Origin of the sequence: Mesorhizobium sp. M0587 (genome assembly GCF_040320945.1) — a bacterium.
Classification (GTDB): Bacteria; Pseudomonadota; Alphaproteobacteria; order Rhizobiales; family Rhizobiaceae; genus Mesorhizobium.
The window spans coordinates 68,498-88,448 of sequence record NZ_JAMYQP010000001.1 but is presented as its reverse complement, the minus strand read 5'-3'; the positions used below and the strand labels follow the sequence as shown (position 1 = coordinate 88,448).

General features: G+C 62.8%; 14 protein-coding genes and 1 tRNA gene. 5 read left to right on the top strand and 10 right to left on the bottom strand.

What is annotated here, in order from left to right:
* Positions 1-20: 20 nt before the first annotated feature.
* Both NKI49_RS00395 and NKI49_RS00390 read right to left on the bottom strand, forming a co-directional pair.
* Positions 21-97: transfer RNA gene (locus NKI49_RS00395), tRNA-His, on the bottom strand.
* Between the two features lie 356 nt (positions 98-453).
* Positions 454-915 carry a phasin gene (locus NKI49_RS00390; protein ID WP_352598295.1) on the bottom strand — a complete coding sequence of 154 codons (462 nt, stop codon included), beginning with the start codon at positions 913-915 and terminating at the stop codon, positions 454-456.
* A gap of 238 nt (positions 916-1,153) precedes the next feature.
* Here NKI49_RS00390 and NKI49_RS00385 point away from each other — a divergent pair, with 238 nt between their 5' ends.
* Positions 1,154-5,068 carry a PAS domain S-box protein gene (locus tag NKI49_RS00385; protein ID WP_352598296.1) on the top strand — a complete coding sequence of 1,305 codons (3,915 nt, stop codon included), beginning with the start codon at positions 1,154-1,156 and terminating at the stop codon, positions 5,066-5,068.
* A 311-nt stretch (positions 5,069-5,379) separates the two neighbouring features.
* On the opposite strand, the gene NKI49_RS00380 is transcribed toward NKI49_RS00385, so the two are convergent.
* The gene (locus NKI49_RS00380) at positions 5,380-7,338 is read right to left on the bottom strand and encodes an acetoacetate--CoA ligase (protein ID WP_352598297.1); all 1,959 of its coding nucleotides are present in this window, start codon (positions 7,336-7,338) and stop codon (positions 5,380-5,382) included.
* 199 nt (positions 7,339-7,537) lie between these two features.
* On the opposite strand from NKI49_RS00380, the gene NKI49_RS00375 reads away from it, so the two are divergent.
* The gene (locus tag NKI49_RS00375) at positions 7,538-9,391 is read left to right on the top strand and encodes an AsmA family protein (protein WP_352598298.1); all 1,854 of its coding nucleotides are present in this window, start codon (positions 7,538-7,540) and stop codon (positions 9,389-9,391) included.
* 19 nt (positions 9,392-9,410) lie between these two features.
* Here the strand turns inward: NKI49_RS00375 and NKI49_RS00370 are convergent, their stop codons facing one another.
* The 6 genes from NKI49_RS00370 to NKI49_RS00345 all read right to left on the bottom strand — a co-directional run bounded on the left by NKI49_RS00370 (position 9,411) and on the right by NKI49_RS00345 (position 16,525).
* On the bottom strand, positions 9,411-10,229 hold the full coding sequence (locus tag NKI49_RS00370) for an ABC transporter permease (RefSeq protein WP_352598299.1): 819 nt from the start codon (positions 10,227-10,229) through the stop codon (positions 9,411-9,413).
* A complete protein-coding gene (locus tag NKI49_RS00365; RefSeq protein ID WP_352598301.1) occupies positions 10,226-11,194 on the bottom strand; it encodes an ABC transporter permease subunit in 969 nt (322 codons plus the stop codon). The genes NKI49_RS00370 and NKI49_RS00365 overlap by 4 nt, the downstream gene beginning before the upstream one ends.
* Before the next feature lie 9 nt (positions 11,195-11,203).
* Positions 11,204-12,343, bottom strand: a complete 1,140-nt coding sequence (locus NKI49_RS00360) for an ABC transporter ATP-binding protein (RefSeq protein WP_352598302.1) — start codon at positions 12,341-12,343, stop codon at positions 11,204-11,206.
* An 81-nt stretch (positions 12,344-12,424) separates the two neighbouring features.
* A complete protein-coding gene (locus tag NKI49_RS00355; RefSeq protein WP_352598303.1) occupies positions 12,425-13,522 on the bottom strand; it encodes a polyamine ABC transporter substrate-binding protein in 1,098 nt (365 codons plus the stop codon).
* Between the two features lie 344 nt (positions 13,523-13,866).
* Positions 13,867-14,802, bottom strand: a complete 936-nt coding sequence (locus tag NKI49_RS00350; RefSeq protein WP_352598344.1) for a DMT family transporter — start codon at positions 14,800-14,802, stop codon at positions 13,867-13,869.
* 280 nt (positions 14,803-15,082) lie between these two features.
* On the bottom strand, positions 15,083-16,525 hold the full coding sequence (locus NKI49_RS00345; RefSeq protein WP_352598304.1) for a helix-turn-helix domain-containing protein: 1,443 nt from the start codon (positions 16,523-16,525) through the stop codon (positions 15,083-15,085).
* A 251-nt stretch (positions 16,526-16,776) separates the two neighbouring features.
* On the opposite strand from NKI49_RS00345, the gene aceA reads away from it, so the two are divergent.
* From aceA to NKI49_RS00330, 3 genes are all read left to right on the top strand, one after another.
* A complete protein-coding gene (gene aceA, locus NKI49_RS00340; RefSeq protein WP_352598305.1) occupies positions 16,777-18,066 on the top strand; it encodes an isocitrate lyase in 1,290 nt (429 codons plus the stop codon).
* Between the two features lie 57 nt (positions 18,067-18,123).
* Positions 18,124-18,366, top strand: coding sequence for an SMc00767 family acetate metabolism repressor (locus NKI49_RS00335; RefSeq protein ID WP_006202762.1), 243 nt, complete (start codon positions 18,124-18,126; stop codon positions 18,364-18,366).
* Positions 18,367-18,601: 235 nt separating this feature from the next.
* Positions 18,602-19,045 (top strand): PleD family two-component system response regulator, encoded by a 444-nt coding sequence (locus tag NKI49_RS00330; RefSeq protein ID WP_352695495.1) that lies wholly within the window; start codon positions 18,602-18,604, stop codon positions 19,043-19,045.
* A 42-nt stretch (positions 19,046-19,087) separates the two neighbouring features.
* Here the strand turns inward: NKI49_RS00330 and NKI49_RS00325 are convergent, their stop codons facing one another.
* Entirely contained in the window at positions 19,088-19,804 is a 717-nt protein-coding gene (locus NKI49_RS00325; protein ID WP_352598307.1) for an HAD family hydrolase, read from the bottom strand.
* Between the last annotated feature and the right edge of the window lie 147 nt (positions 19,805-19,951).

Below are 19,951 nucleotides of genomic sequence, written 5' to 3'. Positions count from 1 at the left end.
CAATAGCTTGGAAGAAATTATGGTACCGTTGGCTGGGATTGAACCAGCGACCTCCGGATCCACAATCCGGCGCTCTAACCAGCTGAGCTACAACGGCACACTGCCTGGGCGAGGTCGAGGCAGAAACCTGTTCCCCGCTCTGTCGTTCGGCGATGCGTCCTTACGGGCTTATGGATTTTAATTCAAGGCTTTTGGAAAGCAAAGATCGGTCGCCCACATCGGTGCGAGATTCATCGGCAACGAAAAGAACACCAGACATAAGAAAAAGGCCGGCGGGAGGAGGTGCCGGCCTTTTCCTGTTACGAGCCAGCGGGAGGAGGTGCTGGCTGGTCACCCCGGGAGCAGAGGGAGGAGGTTCCACCCGCCGGGTATTCGCTGATGGCTGCCATCATACGCGTGATCGGTTTTAAGAAAATGCGACCTTTTGCTGCATCTTCCGATCATGCGTAAATATTAGGCAACCTTAATGTCCTTCATCGCCTTCTCGAAGGCGGCCTTGATCGGCTTGGAAACGTCCTCGGCCGCCTTGGAGGCGACGGTCTGGAAGTCCTTGGCCTGCTCAACGCTCATCTCGACGCGCTTGCGCAGGAAGGCGGTCTGCAATTCGACGACTTCCGACAGCGACTTGGCGCCGATCAGGGCTTCGAGATGCGAGAAGCCGGCTTCGGCGTTGGCGCGCAGTGCCGCGATGCTCTTCAGCGACAGATCGCTGGAAACGGTCTTGGCGGTCTCGTAGGTGGACTCCAGAGCCTTCTGGGTCTCCTCGGCGCCGGTCTTGAGCTTGGCGTAGGCTTCCTTCGACTGCTCAACGCCCTTCTCGGCGAAAGCGCGGATCTGGTCGGTGGCCTTGGAAGCGTCGAAGCTCGGAAATTCGACGTTTTCGATCGTCTCGGCAGCGGTCTTGGTCCTGGACATTTTCCATCCTTTCAGCGGCTTTGACAGAAAGCCGTCTCATTCATCTATGATGGCAATATAAAGGCAAATTTTGTGCAATGCAATATCCTTGTTGCACTGCACCATAAATTTCCCCGCGCCGTTAACCAAACGGCTAGATTCCATCCTTTGCACGTTCTGGCTTGTGGACCTTCGCGCCGTCGGCTTTTATTAACAAAGCGTTAACCGCAAATTCGCCGCCCCGAGGTCCGCCAAGCGCATGCCGTCCGATTATTCCTTTCTCGATGTCGCCGTGCTCGACGCGGTCCGCCAGCGGTTTGCCGCCGGCGACGCGATCGCGATCCTGTCGGCGGACCTGGAACAGGTGATCTGGGCCAATGGGCCAGGAGCCGCGGTATTCGGCTATCCCTATATCGAGGCAATCATCGGCGCCTCGGCGCGGCTGCCTTTGATCGCCCGCCGCCAGATCATGGCGACCAGCGGCTTTCCGGAGATCGGCAGCGACCGCGCCGTCACGCTCAGGTTGGCGACCGGCATGACCAGTCGCGCGGTCGGCTTCCTTGCCAGCGCGGTGACGCTGCCCGATGGCGAGAATGCGATCATGCTGACGGTGCCTGCGGCGCAGACAGGCTCGCGAAGTGCCGCCGAGATCGCCAGCCGGGCGATCGGCGGCTTTACCGAGGACGGTCATTTCATCGCCTTCATCGATGCCAAGGGCAATGTCGAGGCCGCTTCCGAGGGGTTTTCGGCACTGGGCATCGAGCCCGCGACGCTGGCGGCACTGGTGGCCGATGTGGCTGCCGAGGGCGACCGCATCGTCAAGCGCCTCGTTCCGGGCGGCAACACCTCCTACCCGGCCGGCCTCGCCCGGCTGACGCCGGAGCGGCATCTCCTGGTCGTGATCGACGAGGACAAGATCGGGGACGCGGACGGAACTCCGGCGCGCGACCCTTCCGCGGCGACGGAACGTCCCGCCTATGAAACCGATGCCGGTGCGGCAATAGCGGCCGACAGCGGCACCGCGCGGTTCCAGCCCGAACCGGACAACAAGCCGGCAGTTGATGTTTCGCGGACGGAGACGGTTGCCGGGCAGACATCGGCAGACAATGACCAGCCACCGATGGGTGGCGCACCATCGCAGCACGACCATTGGTACTTCAACGCCGGCGAGAATGACGGGCGACCAGCGCCGCCCGAGCCGGGCGCTGAAACCAGAGCTGGCCAAACCCACGGCGAAAGGCCCGCGGAAAGTGCCGGGCAGGACGACGTCGAGCCCACCTCGCCGGCTCCGGCCGAAACGCCAGCCGTCCGGATGATAGACCGCACAGCCGCCCCGATGCGGTTTGTCTGGCGCACCGATGCCGAAGGCAAGTTCAGCATGCTGTCGCCGGAATTCGCCGATATTGTCGGCAAGCCGGCGGCCGACGTGATCGGCCGCCGGTTCAGGGATGTCGCGGCGGCCTTCGGCCTCGATGCGTCCGGCGAGATCGCCGGTCTGCTGGAACGGCGCGACACCTGGTCCGGCCGCTCCGTGCTGTGGCCGGTCGTCGGCACCGACCTGAAGATCCCAGTCGACTTGGCGGCGCTGCCTGTCTATGGCCGCAGCCGTGCCTTCGAAGGTTTCCGCGGCTTCGGCGTCGCCCGAACCGGCGATGCGGTCATCGACCCGGAAGCAATCGGCATGGCACTGATGCCCAATGGCCGGGCTCCGGCGACACCGGCACGGGAGGCCATCGAGCCCATAGCCGAACAGGCGAAGGGCGAAGAGCCCAAGGCCGAGGTGCCGAAGGTCGAGGTGCCGGAGGGCCAGGAATCCGGGGCATCCGATCCGTTCAAGGGCGAAGTGCCGGCGCTGACCATCGTGCCGAAACCGGAGCGCCGCTTTGCCGACAAGGTGATCCGGCTGGCCGAACACCGGCAGCCGGCCAACGACAAGGGCCTGTCGACCCTGGAACGCAGTGCATTCCGCGAGATCGGCGAACGGCTGAAGAAGGACAGTTCGCCGGCCGAGCCGCCGGAGGCCGGAAAGTCCGGCATCGACACCGCCGCGGAGCAGGTGATCGAAAAGACGCCTGCGGCGGGAACAGCAGAGACACCGACGGCCAAGACCGAAGCTCCGGACGAAGCTGCCGGAATGGGTTCATCGCCCTCCGATACGGCGCCGCCCGAGGCAGCGACAGATGCCGATGAGATTCCGTCGGCGCCGGATGGCGAAGCTGTGCCGGCCGAGCCATCCGAGAGCGATACCGATGCCGAGGCCGTAGACGACCTTGCCCGGCTTGATGGCGGTCACCCGGACGAAGCGGATCGAGAAGAACCCGCCGAAGCCACATCAAATGTCACCGGCTCGCTGCTCGACTATGCCGACCGGAATGACCAGCCCGGTTCGATTACTGAAAAGAGCGACGAGCCACCGGCTTCGGAGCCGATCGCGGCGGAGCATGACGGCATAGGCGACGATGACAGCATGACATCGGCCGATTTCCGCGATGCCGAGGACAGCGAGGACTGGGCCGACGGCGACGAAGCCGCCGCGGCCGATGAGCGGACATCCGCCGAAGAAACCGCCAGCGCGGGCAGCCCTGCGGAGACGCCCGTCGAGCGGCCACGCCTGCAGGTGCCGCCGCTCAAGGCGGAAGGGTTCGTGCCGTCGGCCTTTTCGGCCGGAGACGAGCACAGGGCTCCGGATACCACGTTGCTGGGAAAACTGCCGGTGCCGCTGCTCATTCATTCGGGCGATCAGCTGCACTACGCGAACCAGGAGTTCCTGGACCTGACCGGATACGCGACGCTCGACGATCTGGCCGGCGCCGGCGGTCTGGGCGCGCTGTTTGCCGATCCGTACGCCGATGACGGAGCCTCCGATGGCGGCGACCGGCCGCTGCGGCTGAAGACGCAGGGCGGACAGGAATTCCCGATCGAGGCCATTCTGCGGTCGGTGCCCTGGCGCGACGGTAAGGCGCTGATGCTGGTCGTGCGCCGCTCCGGCGAGGAAGACGTGCCGGCGGCCCTGCACGCGATCGGCGAGGAGCAGACACAGCCGGATATTCCAGAGCTCAAGGCACGCATCGCCGAGATGCGCACCATCATCGACACGGCAACCGACGGCGTCGTGCTGATCGGCAATGACGGCACCATCCGCTCGATCAGCCGCCCGGCCGAAGCGCTGTTCGGTTTCGACAGCGACGACGTGACCGGCAAGCCATTCGCCTCGCTGTTTGCCATTGAAAGCCAGCGCGCGGCGCGCGACTATCTCACAGGCCTGTCCGAGCCAGGCGTGGCGAGCGTGATGAACGATGGCCGCGAGGTGATCGGGCGCGAGGCGCAGGGGCGCTTCATCCCGCTGTTCATGACCATTGGCCGGCTCCCCAACGACAGCGGCTTCTGTGCCGTCGTGCGCGACATCACGCAGTGGAAGCGGGCTGAAGAGGACCTGACGCAAGCGCGCGCGGTAGCCGAACGCGCCTCCTCGCAAAAGACCGATTTCCTCGCCCGCATCAGCCATGAGATCCGCACGCCGCTCAACGCCATCATCGGCTTTTCCGAACTGATGGTCGACGAGAAGTTCGGGCCGGTCGCCAACGACCGCTACCGCGACTACCTGCGCGACATCAACCGTTCCGGCAACCACGTGCTCGATCTTGTCAACGACCTGCTCGACATCTCGAAGATCGAGGCCGGCCAGCAGGAGATGGCGTATGAGGCGGTGTCGCTCAATGACACGCTGGCCGAGACCGTGGCGATGATGCAGCCGCAGGCCAACCGCGAGCGCGTCATCATCCGCTCCAGCTTTGCGTCGCGGCTGCCCGAAGTGGTGGCCGACCTGCGCAGCGTGCGCCAGATCGCGCTCAACATCCTGTCCAACGCCATCCGTTACACGCAAGCCGGCGGCCAGGTGATCGTTTCGACCGCCTACGAGACTTCAGGCGACGTGGTCATGCGCGTTCGCGATACCGGCATCGGCATGAGCCCGGCCGAGATCGAGCAAGCGCTGAAACCATTCAAGCAGATCAATGCGCTGAAGCGCGGGCGCGGTGACGGAACAGGCCTTGGTCTGCCGTTGACCAAGGCGATGGTGGAGGCCAACCGCGCGCGGTTCACCATCAATTCGACGCCTGGCGAGGGAACCTTGGTGGAAGTCGCCTTCCCGTCCACCAGGGTGCTGGCGGAATAGATCTCGCCCCGGCGATCTCCTTGTTTTGGCGCAATTGCGGACGGTTCCACACTCTGGAATTGCGCCCACACAAGAAAAAAGGCGCCCGGGAGGACGCCTTAGAAATGAGATTGCTGTCACAACGGGGGCTTGAGCGAATTCAGATCCTCCGGGGGCTGAGGAACGGGATTTCTCCCTCAAGTTACGCACGACTATCGACGCCGGGACTTAACAAGTCCTTACCGGCGCCGCGAAAAATTTACGAATGTGTACCACTCGTGAAATCTAGGTAAATTCGAGCGAGATATTTCGTTAACCATGGCGGACGGGCCCTATTCGGCAAGCTGCGGCAGGTTGCGAAACAGCTCCAGCGCTTCCGGGTTGGCGAGCGCCTCCTTGTTCTTGATGGCGCGGCCATGCACCACGTCGCGTACGGCAAGCTCGGTGATCTTGCCGGACTTGGTGCGCGGGATATCGGTGACGGCGACGATCCTTGCCGGCACGTGTCGGGGGCTTGCTCCGCTGCGGATCTTGGCGCGAATGCGTTTTTCGAGGTCCTCGTCCAGCTCAACGCCAGCAGCCAGCCGTACGAACAGAACGACGCGCACGTCATTGTCGAAATCCTGGCCGATGCACAGCGCCTCGAGGATCTCGGGCATCTGTTCGACCTGGTTGTAGATCTCCGCCGTGCCGATCCTCACGCCACCTGGGTTGAGCGTTGCATCGGAACGACCGTGAATGATCATGCCGCCATGGGCGGTCCATTCGGCGAAGTCGCCATGGCACCAGACATTGTCGAAACGCTCGAAATAGGCCGCGTGGTATTTCTTGCCGTCGGGGTCGTTCCAGAAGCCGATCGGCATTGACGGAAACGCCTTGGCGCAGACCAGTTCGCCTTTCTCCTGCTGGACCGGCTTGCCTTCGTCATCCCAGACATCGACGGCAAGGCCGAGGCCAGGTCCCTGGATCTCGCCGGTCCAGACCGGTTCGATCGGCACGCCGAGCACGAAGCAGGAGACGATATCGGTGCCGCCGGAAACCGAGGCCAGATGGACGTCCTTCTTGACGCCGTCATAGACGAAGCGGAAATCCTCGGGCGATAGCGGCGACCCGGTGGAGGAGATCGCGTGCACGGTCGACAGATCATGACTGCGGATCGGCTTGAGACCGGCCTTGCGCACGGAATCGATGAATTTGGCCGACGTGCCGAAGAAAGTCATCTTCTCGGCATCGGCGAAATCGAACAGCACATTACCGTCGGGGTAGAAGGGCGACCCGTCGTAAAGCAGCAGGCTCGCGCCGGAAGCGAGGCCGGACACCAGCCAGTTCCACATCATCCAGCCGCAGGTGGTGAAGTAGAAAAAGCGGTCGCCGTCGACCAGACCGGCATGCAGACGGTGCTCCTTGACATGCTGGATCAGGGTCCCTCCGGCCGAATGGACGATGCATTTGGGAATGCCGGTGGTTCCCGACGAAAACAGGATGTAGAGCGGATGCGCGAACGGCAACCGCTCGAAGGTCAGCTGCTTCGGGCCAAAGGGCGACAGCGCCTCCTCCATCGCCACGGCCTTGTCGATCGTATCGGCAATGTCGGCCGAAGTGCCGAGATAATCGACGACCAGGACCTTGCGAACGGTGCCGAGCTTGGCCGCGACAGCGGCGATCTTGTCGGCGATCTCGATCGCCTTGCCGTTGTACCAATAGCCATCGGGCGCGATGAAGACGACGGGCTCGATCTGGCCGAACCGGTCGAGCACGCCTTGTTCGCCGAAATCGGGGGAACAGGAAGACCACACCGCGCCAATCGAGGCGGCGGCCAGCATGGCGGCGACGGTCTCGGGCATGTTGGGCATCATCGCGGCAATGCGGTCGCCCTTCTTCACCTTGAGTGACAGGAAAAGCTGCTGCAGGCGCGAGACCAGGCCCTCGAGCTCGTTCCAGGACAGCCGCCGCTCGACCTTGTCCTCGCCGCGAAAGACGATGGCCTCGCCCGCGCCGGTCTTCTTCAAGAGGTTCTCGGCGAAGTTCAGGGTGGCGTCAGGAAAGAACGATGCGCCGGGCATCCTGTCGCCATCAACCAGCACGGTCTCGCCCTTGTCGCCAACGATCCCGCAGAAGTCCCAGACGAGGCTCCAGAACGCCTCGCGATCCGCGACCGACCAGCGGTGCAGGTCGGCATAGGAGGAGAGCGCAACGCCGGTTTTCGCGGCCGCGGCCTTCATGAAAGCAGTCAACGGCGAGGCGTCAATCTGGTCCTGCGTCGGGGTCCAGAGCGGTACTTCGGCAGCCATGATCGATCCTCCCACGGTCGCCATCGCTTATGCATATCGCCGCGCAGCAGAGCAAGATTTTGTTCGGTCGAAGCCGCCAGGTGTGTGCAAATGCCATCGCCGGGCCATAAAGACTTGAAATGCCTCAGCCCTAAGTCGTAGTGACGACTGGGGTTACACCCGTCGGACGATTCTTGTCGGAATGGAAGACACGGGGCATATGCCATCATCCTTGATCCGCCGCGGAATATGGGCGATCGGCGCTGCCGTGATCGTCATCGCGCTGGTGGTCGCCGCCCTGCCGCTGATCGCCTCGACCCGTATCGTGCGCGACCGCATCGCCTGGGAGATGAGCGCATGGAGCGGCTTCCGGGTCGCCATAGAGGGCTCTCCTCGCATCGAGGTCTGGCCGAAATTCCGCGCAATTCTGACCGACGTGACACTGTCGAAGTGGACTGACGTCGACGCGCCGCCCGTCGTCGAGGCCGAACGGGTCGAAGTCGATCTGTCGGCCATGGCTGCATTGCGGGGCGACGTGGTGTTTTCCACGGCGAGGCTGGTGCGGCCGACGATCCGGGTCCAGCGCACGGCAAACGGCTTGTTCCTGCCCACCGTACCGACCGGCGGCCGTATCGCCCGCTCCATCGATGCGGCGCGCGGCGTGGTCAGCGCCGATCCCGCCAAGCCCGATCTCGACAAGCTGCCCGCCGACACTTTCGGCACGGTGGAGTTCAGGGACGGCCGCATGGTGGCCTCCGTCAACGGCAAGGACGTCGAGGTCCTGAGCAGTCTCAGCGGCCAGGCGACCTGGGCGGCGATGAACAGCAATGCCACCTTGTCGGCAACCGGGATCTGGCGTGGCGAGAGCGTCGCCCTCGATATCGCTTCGGCGAAGCCGCTGGTGCTGTTCGCCGGGGGCATGGCGCCGCTTATCCTGTCTTTTAAGGCAGCACCCGCAACCTTCTCTTTCGACGGCATGGCCAGCATGTCCGAAAACGCCTATTTCGACGGTCAGGCGAAGTTTTCGGCGCCCTCGCTGCGCCGCGTGCTGGAATGGTCGCAGGCCGGCATCGCGCCGGGCGCCGCGATCGGCTCGGTCAGTATCTCGAGCAAGGTCACGGCAACGACCGGACGGATCAAGTTCGAGAACACCGCGCTGGCGCTGGACAACAATCCGGGAATGGGCGCGCTGGACCTGTCGCTTGGCGATGCACGGCCGGTGATCTCGGGCACGCTCGCCTTCGATACGCTCGACCTCAGATCGTTTCTGTCGGCCTTCACGCCGCTCGGGCCGGGAAGTGGGGCGGAACCGAGCGAAGTCGACCCAAGTTTCGCCGACCGAATCAATCTCGATCTCAGATTGTCGGCGGCACACGCGACTGCGGGCAGCATCCAACTTGCCGATGTCGCCGCCACCGCCCAGGTCAAGGACGGTCTTTCGGTTTTCGATATCTCGGACGCCTCGGCCTTCGGCGGCAATATCCAGACCAGCCTTCGTTTCGACCGCAAGCCCGAGGGCACCCAAGTCGAGATCCGGCTGCTGGCCTCCGATATCGACGGAGGCGCTTTCGGCACCGCCGCCGGGATGACCCGGCTGGTGCCGGTCGGCACGGGGACCGTTTCGGTGATCCTCAAGGGGCCGGGCAGGACCTGGGATTCGATCTTTGAAAACGCCGACGGTTCGGCGTCGGCTACATTCGGGCCCGGCGCGCTCAGCAAACTCAACCTGCCAGCCTTTCTCAAGCATACGCAGCAAGGCGGCTTCTTCGCGCTCGACGATGTCTCGGACGGGACATTGCCGATCGACGGCGCCGAGTTGAAGGCAACCATCTCGAAAGGCGTGGCGAGGCTGGACAAGGCCGAGGCTAATTCGGCGCAATACAAGATCTGGCTGTCTGGGATCGCGTCCTATGCCGGGCGCGGACTAGCGCTGTCCGGCGGCGTCATCCAGCCGGACCAGGCAGCGACGCAGGCAAACGCCCAGCAAGGCCCCAGCCAGTCGGCCTTCTTCGTCGGCGGGACGTGGAGCACGCCGTTCATTTCGCCGATAAGCCGCGGCGTCTCGGGCGAATAGGCCGCCGCTGCTCCTGACCCTACCCGCGCTGCGCGACCTGTTCATCGAGCTGGCGCTGCACCTCACGCCGCTTGTTGGCGATCGAAGCGAGGATGACGCCGACCGCGACGACGGCGATCAGGATGGTGCAGGCGGCGTTGATCTCCGGCGTCACGCCGAGGCGGACCTGACTGTAGATTTTCATCGGCAGCGTGGTTGCTCCCGGCCCCGAAGTGAAGCTGGCGATGACCAGGTCGTCGAGCGACAGGGTGAAGGCCAGCATCCAGCCAGACACGATCGCCGGCAGAATGACCGGCAGCGTGATCTGGAAGAAGGTCTTCACCGGCGTAGCGCCTAGGTCCATAGCCGCCTCCTCCAGCGAACGGTCGAAGGAGACCAGGCGCGACTGCACGACGACCGCCACGAAGCACATTGTGAGCGTGATGTGGGCGAGCGTCACGGTTAGGAAGCCGCGGTCGAGGCCGATGGCGACGAAGAGCAGAAGCAGCGACAGGCCGGTGATGACTTCCGGCATGACCAGCGGCGCGAACACCATGCCGGAAAACAGCATCCTGCCCCGGAAGCGCGTGTAACGCGTCAAGGTGAGCGCCGCCAGCGTGCCGAGCACGGTCGCCACCGTGGCCGAAATGACGCCGACTCGCGCCGTGACCCAGGTGGCGTCCATCAGGCCCTGATTGTGGAATAGCGACACGTACCATTTGGTCGAGAAGCCGCCCCAGACGGTGACGAGCTTGGACTCGTTGAAAGAGAAGACGATGAGCAGGACGATAGGCAGATACAGGAAGGCAAAACCCAGCACGATCGAGGTGACGTTGAAGCGGCTCCAGGTGGTGTTCATTTGTCCTGCTCCTGGGCGCGCGCCTGTGCCTGCTGGAAGAGCATGATCGGCACGGTCAACAGGAGCAGCAGGATGACGGCAACCGCGGACGAGACCGGCCAGTCCCGGTTGGCGAAAAACTCGTTCCACAAGGTTTTGCCGATCATCAGAGTCTGCGAGCCGCCGAGCAGATCGGGGATCACGAACTCGCCGACGGCGGGAATGAAAACCAGCAGGCAGCCGGCAATAACGCCTGGCAGCGACAGCGGAAAGGTGATCTTCCAGAAGGCGGCGGTCGGCGGGCAGCCGAGATCCTTGGCCGCCTCGATCAGCGAATAGTCCATCTTTTCCAGCGACGAATAGAGCGGCAGCACCATGAAGGGCAGGTAGGAGTAGACGATGCCTATGAAGATCGCCGTATAGGTGTTGAGGATCACCAGCGGCTGGTCGATCAGATGCAGCGACAGCAGCAGCTGGTTGAGCAAGCCTTCCGGCTTCAGGATGCCTATCCAGGCATAGACCCGGATCAGAAACGACGTCCAGAACGGCAGGATGACCAGCATCAGCAATGTCGGGCGGATCGTCGCCGGCGCGCGCGCCATGCCGTAGGCTATGGGATAGCCGACGATCAGCGTCAGCACGGTCGAGATCGCCGCGATAATCAGGCTGGTGATATAGGCGTTGAAATAGAGCGCGTCCTGCGTCAGCCAGGCGTAGTTGTCGAAATTGAGGTCGCGGAACCCGGCGAAGAAACCGGCTATGCCGTCCTTGAAATCGAGCACCGGCGTGTAGGGCGGCATGGCGATCGCCGTCTGCGACAGCGAAATCTTGAAGACGATGATGAAGGGGACGAGGAAGAAGAACAGCAGCCAGAGATAAGGGACTAGGATGACGAGGCGGCTGGTGAAACCGGCGCCCAGCCGCGCCAGGAACGGTTTGGCGACGGCTGGTAGAGCGGCGGCATCGGTGGCAGCGATGTTGGACATATCGGCCCCTTATCGTGCCAGCACGACGCCGGCGTCCGGCCGGAAGGACACCCAGGCGCGGTCGTTCCAGGTCAGCGGATCCTCGCTCACGCGTGCCGCGTTCAAGGCGCTAGCCCGCACGATCTGCCCATCGTCCAGCCTGACGTGATAGACGGTCATGTCGCCGAGATAGGCGATATCATAGACTTCGCCCTCCAGCGCATTGACGGCATCGGCCGGCTTTTTCGACGTCACCTTGATCTTCTCCGGCCTGATGGCGAAGACGATGTCGGCATTGGCGGCGGCGGAGCCGCCATTTTCGACAAGGATCTGGGCTCCGCTGGCTCCGGTGATGCGCGTCGTGTTCGCCGAGCGCTCGGCAATTTTACCCTCGAACATGTTCACGTTGCCGACGAAATGCGCCACGAAGCGCGACGCCGGGGCTTCATAGACTTCCGCCGGCGTCGCAACCTGCATGACCTCGCCCTTCTCCATGATGGCGATGCGGTCAGCCATGGTCATCGCCTCTTCCTGGTCGTGGGTGACGACGACGAAGGTAAGGCCAAGCTCCTGCTGCAAGTCCATCAGTTCGAACTGCGTTTCCTCGCGCAGCTTCTTGTCGAGCGCGCCAAGCGGCTCGTCGAGCAGCAGCACCTTCGGCCGCTTGGCGACCGAGCGCGCCAGCGCGACGCGCTGGCGCTGGCCGCCGGAGAGCTGGTGCGGCTTGCGCTTGGCGAACTGCTCGAGCTTGACCAGCTTCAGCATGTCTGCAACGCGTTTTTCGATATCGGGTTTGGGCATGCCTTCCTGCTTGAGGCCGAAGGCGATGTTCTTCTCCACCGTCATATGCGGGAACAGCGCATAGGACTGGAACATCATGTTGACCGGCCGGCGGTGGGGCGGAATGCCGCGCAGGTCCTGGCCGTCGAGCAGGATACGGCCGGCCGTCGGTTCCTCGAAGCCGGCGAGCATTCTGAGCAGCGTCGACTTTCCACAGCCGGAGGCGCCGAGCAGGGCGAAGAACTCGCGCTCGAATATGGTCAGCGACAGATTGTTGACGGCGATGAAGTCACCGAACTTCTTGGTGACGTTTTCGAACTGGATATATGGCTTGGCTTTCGGGTCGTTCCATGGCGCAAAATCCCTGCGGATGCTGCCAAGCGATTTCATATCCCCACTCCGTCCTGTTTCTTGCTTCTTGCCCCGAGAGAAATCGACCCCGGCAGACGCTGCCGGGGTCATATCCATTGCTTACTGGCCGGTGACGATCTTGGTCCAGGTGCGCGTGATGACGCGCTGGGTCTTCGGATCGTATGGCGAGACCGTATAGAGCTTCTTGATCGTCTCGGCATCGGGATAGACGGAAGGATCATCCAACAATGCCTTGTCGACGAATTGCTGCGACGCCTTGTTGCCGTTGGCGTAGAGCACATAGTTCGACGATTTGGCGATCACCTCAGGCTTCATCATGTAGTTGATGAATTCGAGTGCCTCTGCGACGTGCGGCGCATCGGCGGGGATCGCCATCTGATCGAACCACATCTGGGCGCCTTCCTTCGGCACGGAATAGCCGATTTCCACGCCTTGCTTGGCCTCGACCGCACGGTTGCGAGCCTGGAACACGTCACCCGACCAACCGACCGCCAGGCAGATGTCGCCATTGGCGAGGGCGTTGATGTACTCGGAGGAGTGGAATTTCCTGATAAAGGGCCGAACCTTCATCAGCGCCTCCTCGGCCTTTGCGATGTCGTCGGGCGAGGTGCTGTTCGGATCGAGGCCGACATATTTCAATGCCGCCGGGATGATGTCGGAGGGCGAATCCAGCACGTAGACGCCGCAATCCTTCAACTTAGCGAGGCTCTCGGGATTAAAGAACACATCCCAGCTGTCGATCTTGTCGGTGCCGAGCGCTGCCTGCACCTTCTTGATGTTATAGCCGATGCCGACCGTACCCCACATGTAGTTGACCGAATACTCGTTGCCGGGATCGTACTTCGCGGTTGTTTCCGAAACCGTGTCCCACATGTTGGAAATGTTCGGCAGCTTCGACTTGTCGAGCTTCTGGAACACGCCGGCCTGGATCTGGCGCGCGAGGAAGTGGCCGCTGGGCACGACGACGTCGTAGCCGCTGCCGCCTGCAAGCAGCTTGGTTTCAAGGATTTCGTTGGAATCGAATGTGTCGTAGACGACCTTGATGCCGGTTGCCTTGGTGAAATCGTCGATGATCGAACTGTCGATGTAATCCGACCAGTTGAAGACGTTGACGACGCGATCCTCGGCGTGACCGCCGAGCGTGAAAAGCGCCAGAAATGCCGAAGTCGCCGAAAGCCAGAGCGCTTTGCGGATCATGCTATTCTCCTTTGGTGAGTGTTCCATCGCCGGCTCGTCGCGGCATTCTCGCGCGGCCGGGCATTTGCTTTGAGACTATTGAGCTTTCCAAGGGGCGACAAGCGCCAATTGCCGCGCAAAACGCGGCCGCAAGCGATACTCATCCCCGATTGTCCCGGGCTGGAAGAGATGACGGCGCCGCCAGAAGCTTTCGCCGCCGCGCGGACAGAAATACAGGAATGTGATCCGGTCTCGATCGAGCCGCCGGGGGAACTTGGCAAGATGGGCCTGTCTTGTTGTTGCCGTATTGCCAGCCTGCCCGGGCGGCAGCAACATTGTCAATGGCAAAGCTTGAGCGCGCCAAATCAATTGGGCGAAGGCACGCCGGTGACCCCTGCACGCTGCGGCCGCGCCTGGCGCTTGAACTCGAGCCCGATATGGACCAGCAGCGCCGCCACCACCACCGCGCCTCCGATAATGGTGCGCCCGGACGGCACCTCTGAATGGATGAGCCAGACCCATACGGGTCCGAGGACCGGTTCGAACGTGCCGAGCAGTGCCGCGACAGCCGCCGGGATCAGGCGCGCGCCGGTGGCGAAGAAGACCAGGCCAATGCCGAGATTGACCACGCCGAAAGCGAAGAGAAAGCCCATGTCGCTGGTCGATACGGCGAAGGTTGAGGTCTGCGAAGCGGCAAAGCCGGCCGCCAGGATCGTGCCGAGACAGGTCGCCGGCGTCATGCGCACGCTGGAGAACCGCCGGGTGATGACGGTGGCGATCGAGAACATGACCGCGATCAGCAGCGCCAGCCCGTCGCCTATCGGCGAGACGGCGCCATCGAGCGATTCCGAGACCATGATGGCAACGCCGGTGATGACGGCGGCGATCGCCACCCAGGTCGCGACAGCCACTCTTTCGCGAAACAGCGCCCAGGCAAACAGCGCCGCCAGAAGCGGCACGCCGGCCTGCATCAGCAGGATATTGGCGACGGTTGTATAGGCAAGCGCCACGACGAACGCGGTGGATGCGGTGGCGAAGCAGAAGCCGACGGCAAGGCCCGGCAGGCCCATGCCGCGGAACATTTTCGACATGCCGCGCCAGCCGTCGCGCCAGATCATGAAGCAGATCAGGAAAGCCGCTGCCCAAACAGAACGCCAGAAAACAATCGTCCAGCTGTCGCCGGCGGCGATGAAGCGGGCGATGGTGCCGCCGAAACTCCACATCAGCGCCGACAGGAAGACCAAAAGCATGCCGACGCGTTCCTCGCGTGGCGAGATGGCTGGCGACGCGATGTTGTTCATGGCTGCCACTGTCGGCGTTTCCGGCGCTGCACGATGCGCAGTGGGCGACAGAAACGTGCTATTTTCGCCTAACGCATCGGCGGCGATCGGGCGTGATCCAGCTGCACGTTCTCTTTGGCGCACCGGCGAGACGCCTGTATCCCGACCTAGGAGGAGGAGCCTTTGTTGCGTCGAACGAGCCGCCAAAGCCCGGCCAACGGAATCAGCAGGATCAGTACGACGAGCGCTACCACCAGCAGGCCAGCCTGCACAATCTGATTGCCGGCAAGTTGCGGCAGCGTCACTGGAAGTCGAACGCGCTCAGGCCCGTCACCATTTCGTCGAGGCCGAGCGGACGTGTCACCGGCGGCTCGGCGCGCGCCAGACAGCCGACGCGCTCGCAAAGCCGGCAGGCGGGCCCGACCGGGGTCGCCGTGACCGGCCCCGTCTTTGCGCCGGCTGCCGCGCCGGGAAGTGCCGCGCCATAGACGATGTCGTCGCGAAAGCCGATATCGCAACCGAGCAGCAGGGCGGTGCGGCGCGGACGCTCCGAGAACGCGCCTTGCGGTCCTTCCAGCGTGCGGGCGATGCACAGGAATTCGGCGCCGTCGGGCATTTCCACCGCCTCGATGAAGATCTGACCGGGCTGAGAGAAGGCGACATGCACGGGGAGCTTGGGACAGCCACCGCCGAAGCGGCTCTGCGGAAAGCCCTGGCTGCCGGCCTTGCGAAAACGGTTGCCGGCATTGTCGACCTCCAGCATGAAAAACGGCACGCCGAGGGCACCCTGCCGCTGCAGCATGGTCAGGCGGTTCGCAGCCTGTTCGAAGGAGACGCCGAAGCGCGAACGCAGCACGTCGATATCATAGCGTGCGCGAACGGCTGCCGCATGAAAGATCTGATAGGGCATCATCAGCGCATGCGCGGCATAGCGGCCAAGCTCGAAGCGGGCGAGGCGGCGGGCCTCGTCGGTGGTCAGCCTGAGCGCCTGGATCTCTGCGGCGACCGCAACCGTCATGCGGATCAGGCAGGCCTCCATCGCCACCTCGCGCAACTGATCGAACGGCGACAGGCGTTCGGACAGGAACAGGCGCTGCGAATGGCGATCGTAGCGGCGGCGCCAGTTCGGCATGGTGGCGACCGGCAGCACCTTGACGACGATGCCGTATTCGCGCTTCAGCCAGGCCTTCAGCGCGCCGAACAGGTCGTCGCCCGGATCAAGCACCGACGTGAAAGCCTCGGCCTCTTCCTCGAGTGCGGCAAAATAATTTGGCCGCCGCTCGAAAGTCTCGTGCATTTCATCGATCGGCAGGCGAGCGCCGGAAAGCGCCGTCGCCCGCCCTTCACGAGCCAGAAGCTCGTTGAGGTCGGACAGGCGCTCGGCCTGCTCGCGGTAGGCGCGGAACAGCTTTATCACCGCCGCCGATGCATTGGGCGCCGCCTCGGCAAGCTCGATCAGTTCCTGATCTCCCGGCAATTCGCCCACCAGCAGCGGGTCGGTGAACACTTCCTTCAAGGCGGCGACGGACCCCCTTGCCTCTCCGTGCAGCTCGTGCGGATCGACCTTGTAGACGGACGCCAGCCTGAGGATCAGCTGCACCGTCAGCGGCCGCTGGTTGCGCTCGATCAGGTTGAGGTAGGACGGCGAGATGCCAAGCCCCTCGGCCATAGCCGTCTGGGTCAAGCCCTTGGCATTGCGGATGCGGCGGATGCGTGGCCCGGCAAAAATCTTCTGGTCAGCCATGGGGTGATCCTTGATGCCGGTCCTTGACAGAAATTTACATTGCCACTCCGACAGTGCAGATGATCCCGCCTTTGACAATCATGACAAATTTACCGCACCTCTCTGTCAAACACAACACAGGTTTTCCCTTATCTCCATGCAGGTTTGTTGATTTCCCTGGCTCGTTTTGCGCCGAAATGTAAATTCAGTCACGTTCCAGCGCCGAAGCAGATGGCGACTGGATATCAAACAGAAATCCTTCGGAGTGACCAATGACCGATTTTTACAACCTTGTTCCCTCGGCGCCTGAAGGTCGCTTCGACGGCATCGAACGTCCCTATTCGCCACAGGATGTGAAGCGGCTGCGCGGCTCGGTGCAGATTCGCCAGAGCCTGGCCGAAATGGGCGCCAACCGGCTGTGGAAGCTCATCCACGAAGAGGACTTCGTCAACGCGCTCGGCGCCATGTCCGGCAACCAGGCCATGCAGCAGGTGCGCGCCGGGCTGAAAGCGATCTACCTGTCGGGCTGGCAGGTCGCCGCCGATGCCAACACCGCCTCGGCGATGTATCCCGACCAGTCGCTTTATCCGGCCAACGCCGCGCCCGAACTGGTCAAGCGCATCAACCGCACCTTGCAGCGCGCCGACCAGATCGAGACCTCCGAAGGCAACGGGCTGTCGGTCGAGACCTGGTTCGCGCCTGTTGTCGCCGATGCCGAAGCCGGCTTCGGCGGACCGCTCAACGCCTTCGAGATCATGAAGGCGTTCATCGAGGCAGGTGCGGCTGGCGTCCATTACGAAGACCAGCTGGCATCGGAGAAGAAATGCGGCCATCTCGGCGGCAAGGTGCTGATCCCGACCGCTGCCCACATCCGCAACCTCGATGCCGCGCGACTGGCTGCTGATGTGATGGGCACGCCGACCCTGGTCGTCGCGCGCACCGATGCCGAGGCGGCAAAGCTTCTGACGTCCGATATCGACGAACGCGACCAGCCCTTCGTCGACTACGATGCAGGGCGCACGGTTGAAGGTTTCTACCATGTCAGGAACGGCATCGAACCCTGTATCGCCCGCGCCGTTGCCTACGCGCCTCACGCCGACCTGATCTGGTGCGAGACGTCGAAACCGGACCTGGCGCAGGCCAGAAAATTCGCCGAGGCGGTGCGCAGGCATCACCCGGACAAGCTGCTTGCCTACAATTGCTCGCCGTCCTTCAACTGGAAGAAGAACCTCGACGACGCGACGATCGCCAAGTTCCAGAGGGAGCTTGGCGCCATGGGCTACAAGTTCCAGTTCATCACGCTCGCCGGCTTTCACCAGCTCAACTACGGCATGTTCGAACTGGCCCGCGGCTACAAGGCGCGCCAGATGGCGGCTTATTCGGAATTGCAGGAAGCGGAGTTCGCGGCGGAAGCCAACGGCTATACCGCGACCAAGCACCAGCGCGAGGTCGGCACTGGATATTTCGACGCCGTGTCGATGGCGATTACCGGCGGCCAGTCATCGACCACCGCTATGCATGAATCGACCGAGCATGCGCAGTTCAAGCCGGCCGCGGAATAGCAGACCACAGAACACCGAGGAAACGCCCGCGAGGGCTCAATATACAGGAGAAGTCCAATGGCATCGATAAGCCGCGTCAAGGAACGGGCAGAAGAGCAATCGACCACGATGAGCGTCGACCAGCAGGCGACGATCCGGATGCTGGCCAACGATCTGCACAGACTCAACCAGTCCGTGATGAAGGCGGTCGAGGCCGGTGTTTCGGTGGAGTTGGTGCGCTCGGCACGGCATCACGGCGGCGACGGCAATTGGGGCGATCTGCTGATCCCGGTGATCGTCACGCAGCAGAGCCACGGCTGATCGATTTCGCAACCGAACCTTCACCTGCGCAATTTATGCGCAGGTGAATTTTATTTTCATGTGACTAAACCGTGGACAGGGCAGTACAGTACCGTTGCTTGAATCCACTGCTGCCGGAGGTGTTTCACGACCCTTTTATTTCAACTTGACATGGGCGGCGATCTCACGCCAATTGTCCCGAAATTTCAACTCTGCATTGAAACGGGGCGAGCTGCTTGGCCGATTTGGGTTCCCAATGAATCGCGAGGGCGAGAATGCGAGATATCGGAATCCGGCATCCCGGGATCCAGATACCGAGACGATCCGCGACGCCTCGCAGGTGCTTGTCGTCGGAAAATCGCCGATCAATCGCGTAGTGGTGTCGAAGATCGTCGAACGGTCCGGGCTCAAGCCAATCTCGGAATCGCCGGACACGGCGGCGAGGATATTGCGCTCGCTCATCCCCGGCGTGGTTGTCCTCGATGGCGGCCCCGACAACAGGGACTGCGACAATCTGATGTCCAGTATCGAGACGCTGCGGCGGGCCTCGGGCAAATCGTTGCCTTCTGTGATCCTGCTCTCCACCAAGAACAGCACGCCGGAGGGCCTGGGCCTGTCTGATATCATCGACGCGATCGTGGCCAAGCCGATCACACCCGAACGGCTGCAACCGGTGATCGATTGCCTGATCAAGCGGTAGCGCTATTCCAGGCGACGTGTAACGATTTCCCGCCCGCTTCGATCAACCTGGTTTCGTGATGCTTTCGATCAGTTCGGGCAATTGTCCGAGATCAGATATCTGACGGAAGCGCGGTTCGGCAACGGGCGCTTCGACATGCTCCAGCACCCAGGTCAGTTCGTGCGGCACATGGACACCCCAACCGCCGGCCTCGATGGCCGGCACCACGTCCGACTTCAATGAATTTCCGACCATCATGCTTTTCGCTGGACCATCGCCGTGGCGGTCGAACAGGCGGGCATAGGTGGCGGCATTCTTGTCGCTGACGATCTCGACCGCGTCGAACAGGTCACCGAGGCCAGACCCGGCCAGTTTGCGCTCCTGGTCGAAGAGATCGCCCTTGGTGATGAGCACAAGGCGGAACGCGCCGGCAAGCTTCTCGACAGTTTCGCGCACATGCGGCAAGACCTCGATCGGATGGCTCAGCATCTCACGGCCGGCACCGAGAATCTCGGATATGACCGGGGCCGGCACGCGGCCTTCCGTGACCTCGATGGCCGTTTCGATCATCGACAGCGTGAACCCCTTGATGCCGAAGCCGTAGACGGCAAGGTTGCGCCTTTCGGCCTCGAGCAAGCGAGCCGAGATCTGCTTCTCCTCGCCATGATCGGCAAGCATGGCGGCGAAGCGTTTCTCCGTCATGCGGAAGAACTGCTCGTTCTGCCAGAGCGTGTCGTCGGCATCGAAGCCGATGGTGGTCAGTTCGCTGTTGTTTGGCATCGACGGCCTTTTTTGGGTCACCCTTCTGGGTTGGAAGCGCCCGAACCTAAGCCGAACGGCGCGATTTTCAACCGCAACGGCGAATGCCGGTCTCGGCTCCCCTTTCCTTCCACAGTGGGGCACGGCTATACTCGGAAATCCGCAATC

Excerpts from the sequence above, each read along its gene's own strand:
- NKI49_RS00355 (WP_352598303.1), bottom strand. The coding sequence starts at position 13,522 with ATGATCCGCAAAGCGCTCTGGCTTTCGGCGACTTCGGCATTTCTGGCG.
- NKI49_RS00350 (WP_352598344.1), bottom strand. The coding sequence starts at position 14,802 with ATGAACAACATCGCGTCGCCAGCCATCTCGCCACGCGAGGAACGCGTC.
- NKI49_RS00325 (WP_352598307.1), bottom strand. The coding sequence starts at position 19,804 with ATGCCAAACAACAGCGAACTGACCACCATCGGCTTCGATGCCGACGAC.
- NKI49_RS00345 (WP_352598304.1), bottom strand. The coding sequence starts at position 16,525 with ATGGCTGACCAGAAGATTTTTGCCGGGCCACGCATCCGCCGCATCCGC.
- NKI49_RS00385 (WP_352598296.1), top strand. The coding sequence starts at position 1,154 with ATGCCGTCCGATTATTCCTTTCTCGATGTCGCCGTGCTCGACGCGGTC.
- NKI49_RS00370 (WP_352598299.1), bottom strand. The coding sequence starts at position 10,229 with ATGAACACCACCTGGAGCCGCTTCAACGTCACCTCGATCGTGCTGGGT.
- NKI49_RS00365 (WP_352598301.1), bottom strand. The coding sequence starts at position 11,194 with ATGTCCAACATCGCTGCCACCGATGCCGCCGCTCTACCAGCCGTCGCC.
- NKI49_RS00330 (WP_352695495.1), top strand. The coding sequence starts at position 18,602 with ATGAATCGCGAGGGCGAGAATGCGAGATATCGGAATCCGGCATCCCGG.
- NKI49_RS00390 (WP_352598295.1), bottom strand. The coding sequence starts at position 915 with ATGTCCAGGACCAAGACCGCTGCCGAGACGATCGAAAACGTCGAATTT.
- NKI49_RS00380 (WP_352598297.1), bottom strand. The coding sequence starts at position 7,338 with ATGGCTGCCGAAGTACCGCTCTGGACCCCGACGCAGGACCAGATTGAC.
- aceA (WP_352598305.1), top strand. The coding sequence starts at position 16,777 with ATGACCGATTTTTACAACCTTGTTCCCTCGGCGCCTGAAGGTCGCTTC.
- NKI49_RS00360 (WP_352598302.1), bottom strand. The coding sequence starts at position 12,343 with ATGAAATCGCTTGGCAGCATCCGCAGGGATTTTGCGCCATGGAACGAC.
- NKI49_RS00375 (WP_352598298.1), top strand. The coding sequence starts at position 7,538 with ATGCCATCATCCTTGATCCGCCGCGGAATATGGGCGATCGGCGCTGCC.
- NKI49_RS00335 (WP_006202762.1), top strand. The coding sequence starts at position 18,124 with ATGGCATCGATAAGCCGCGTCAAGGAACGGGCAGAAGAGCAATCGACC.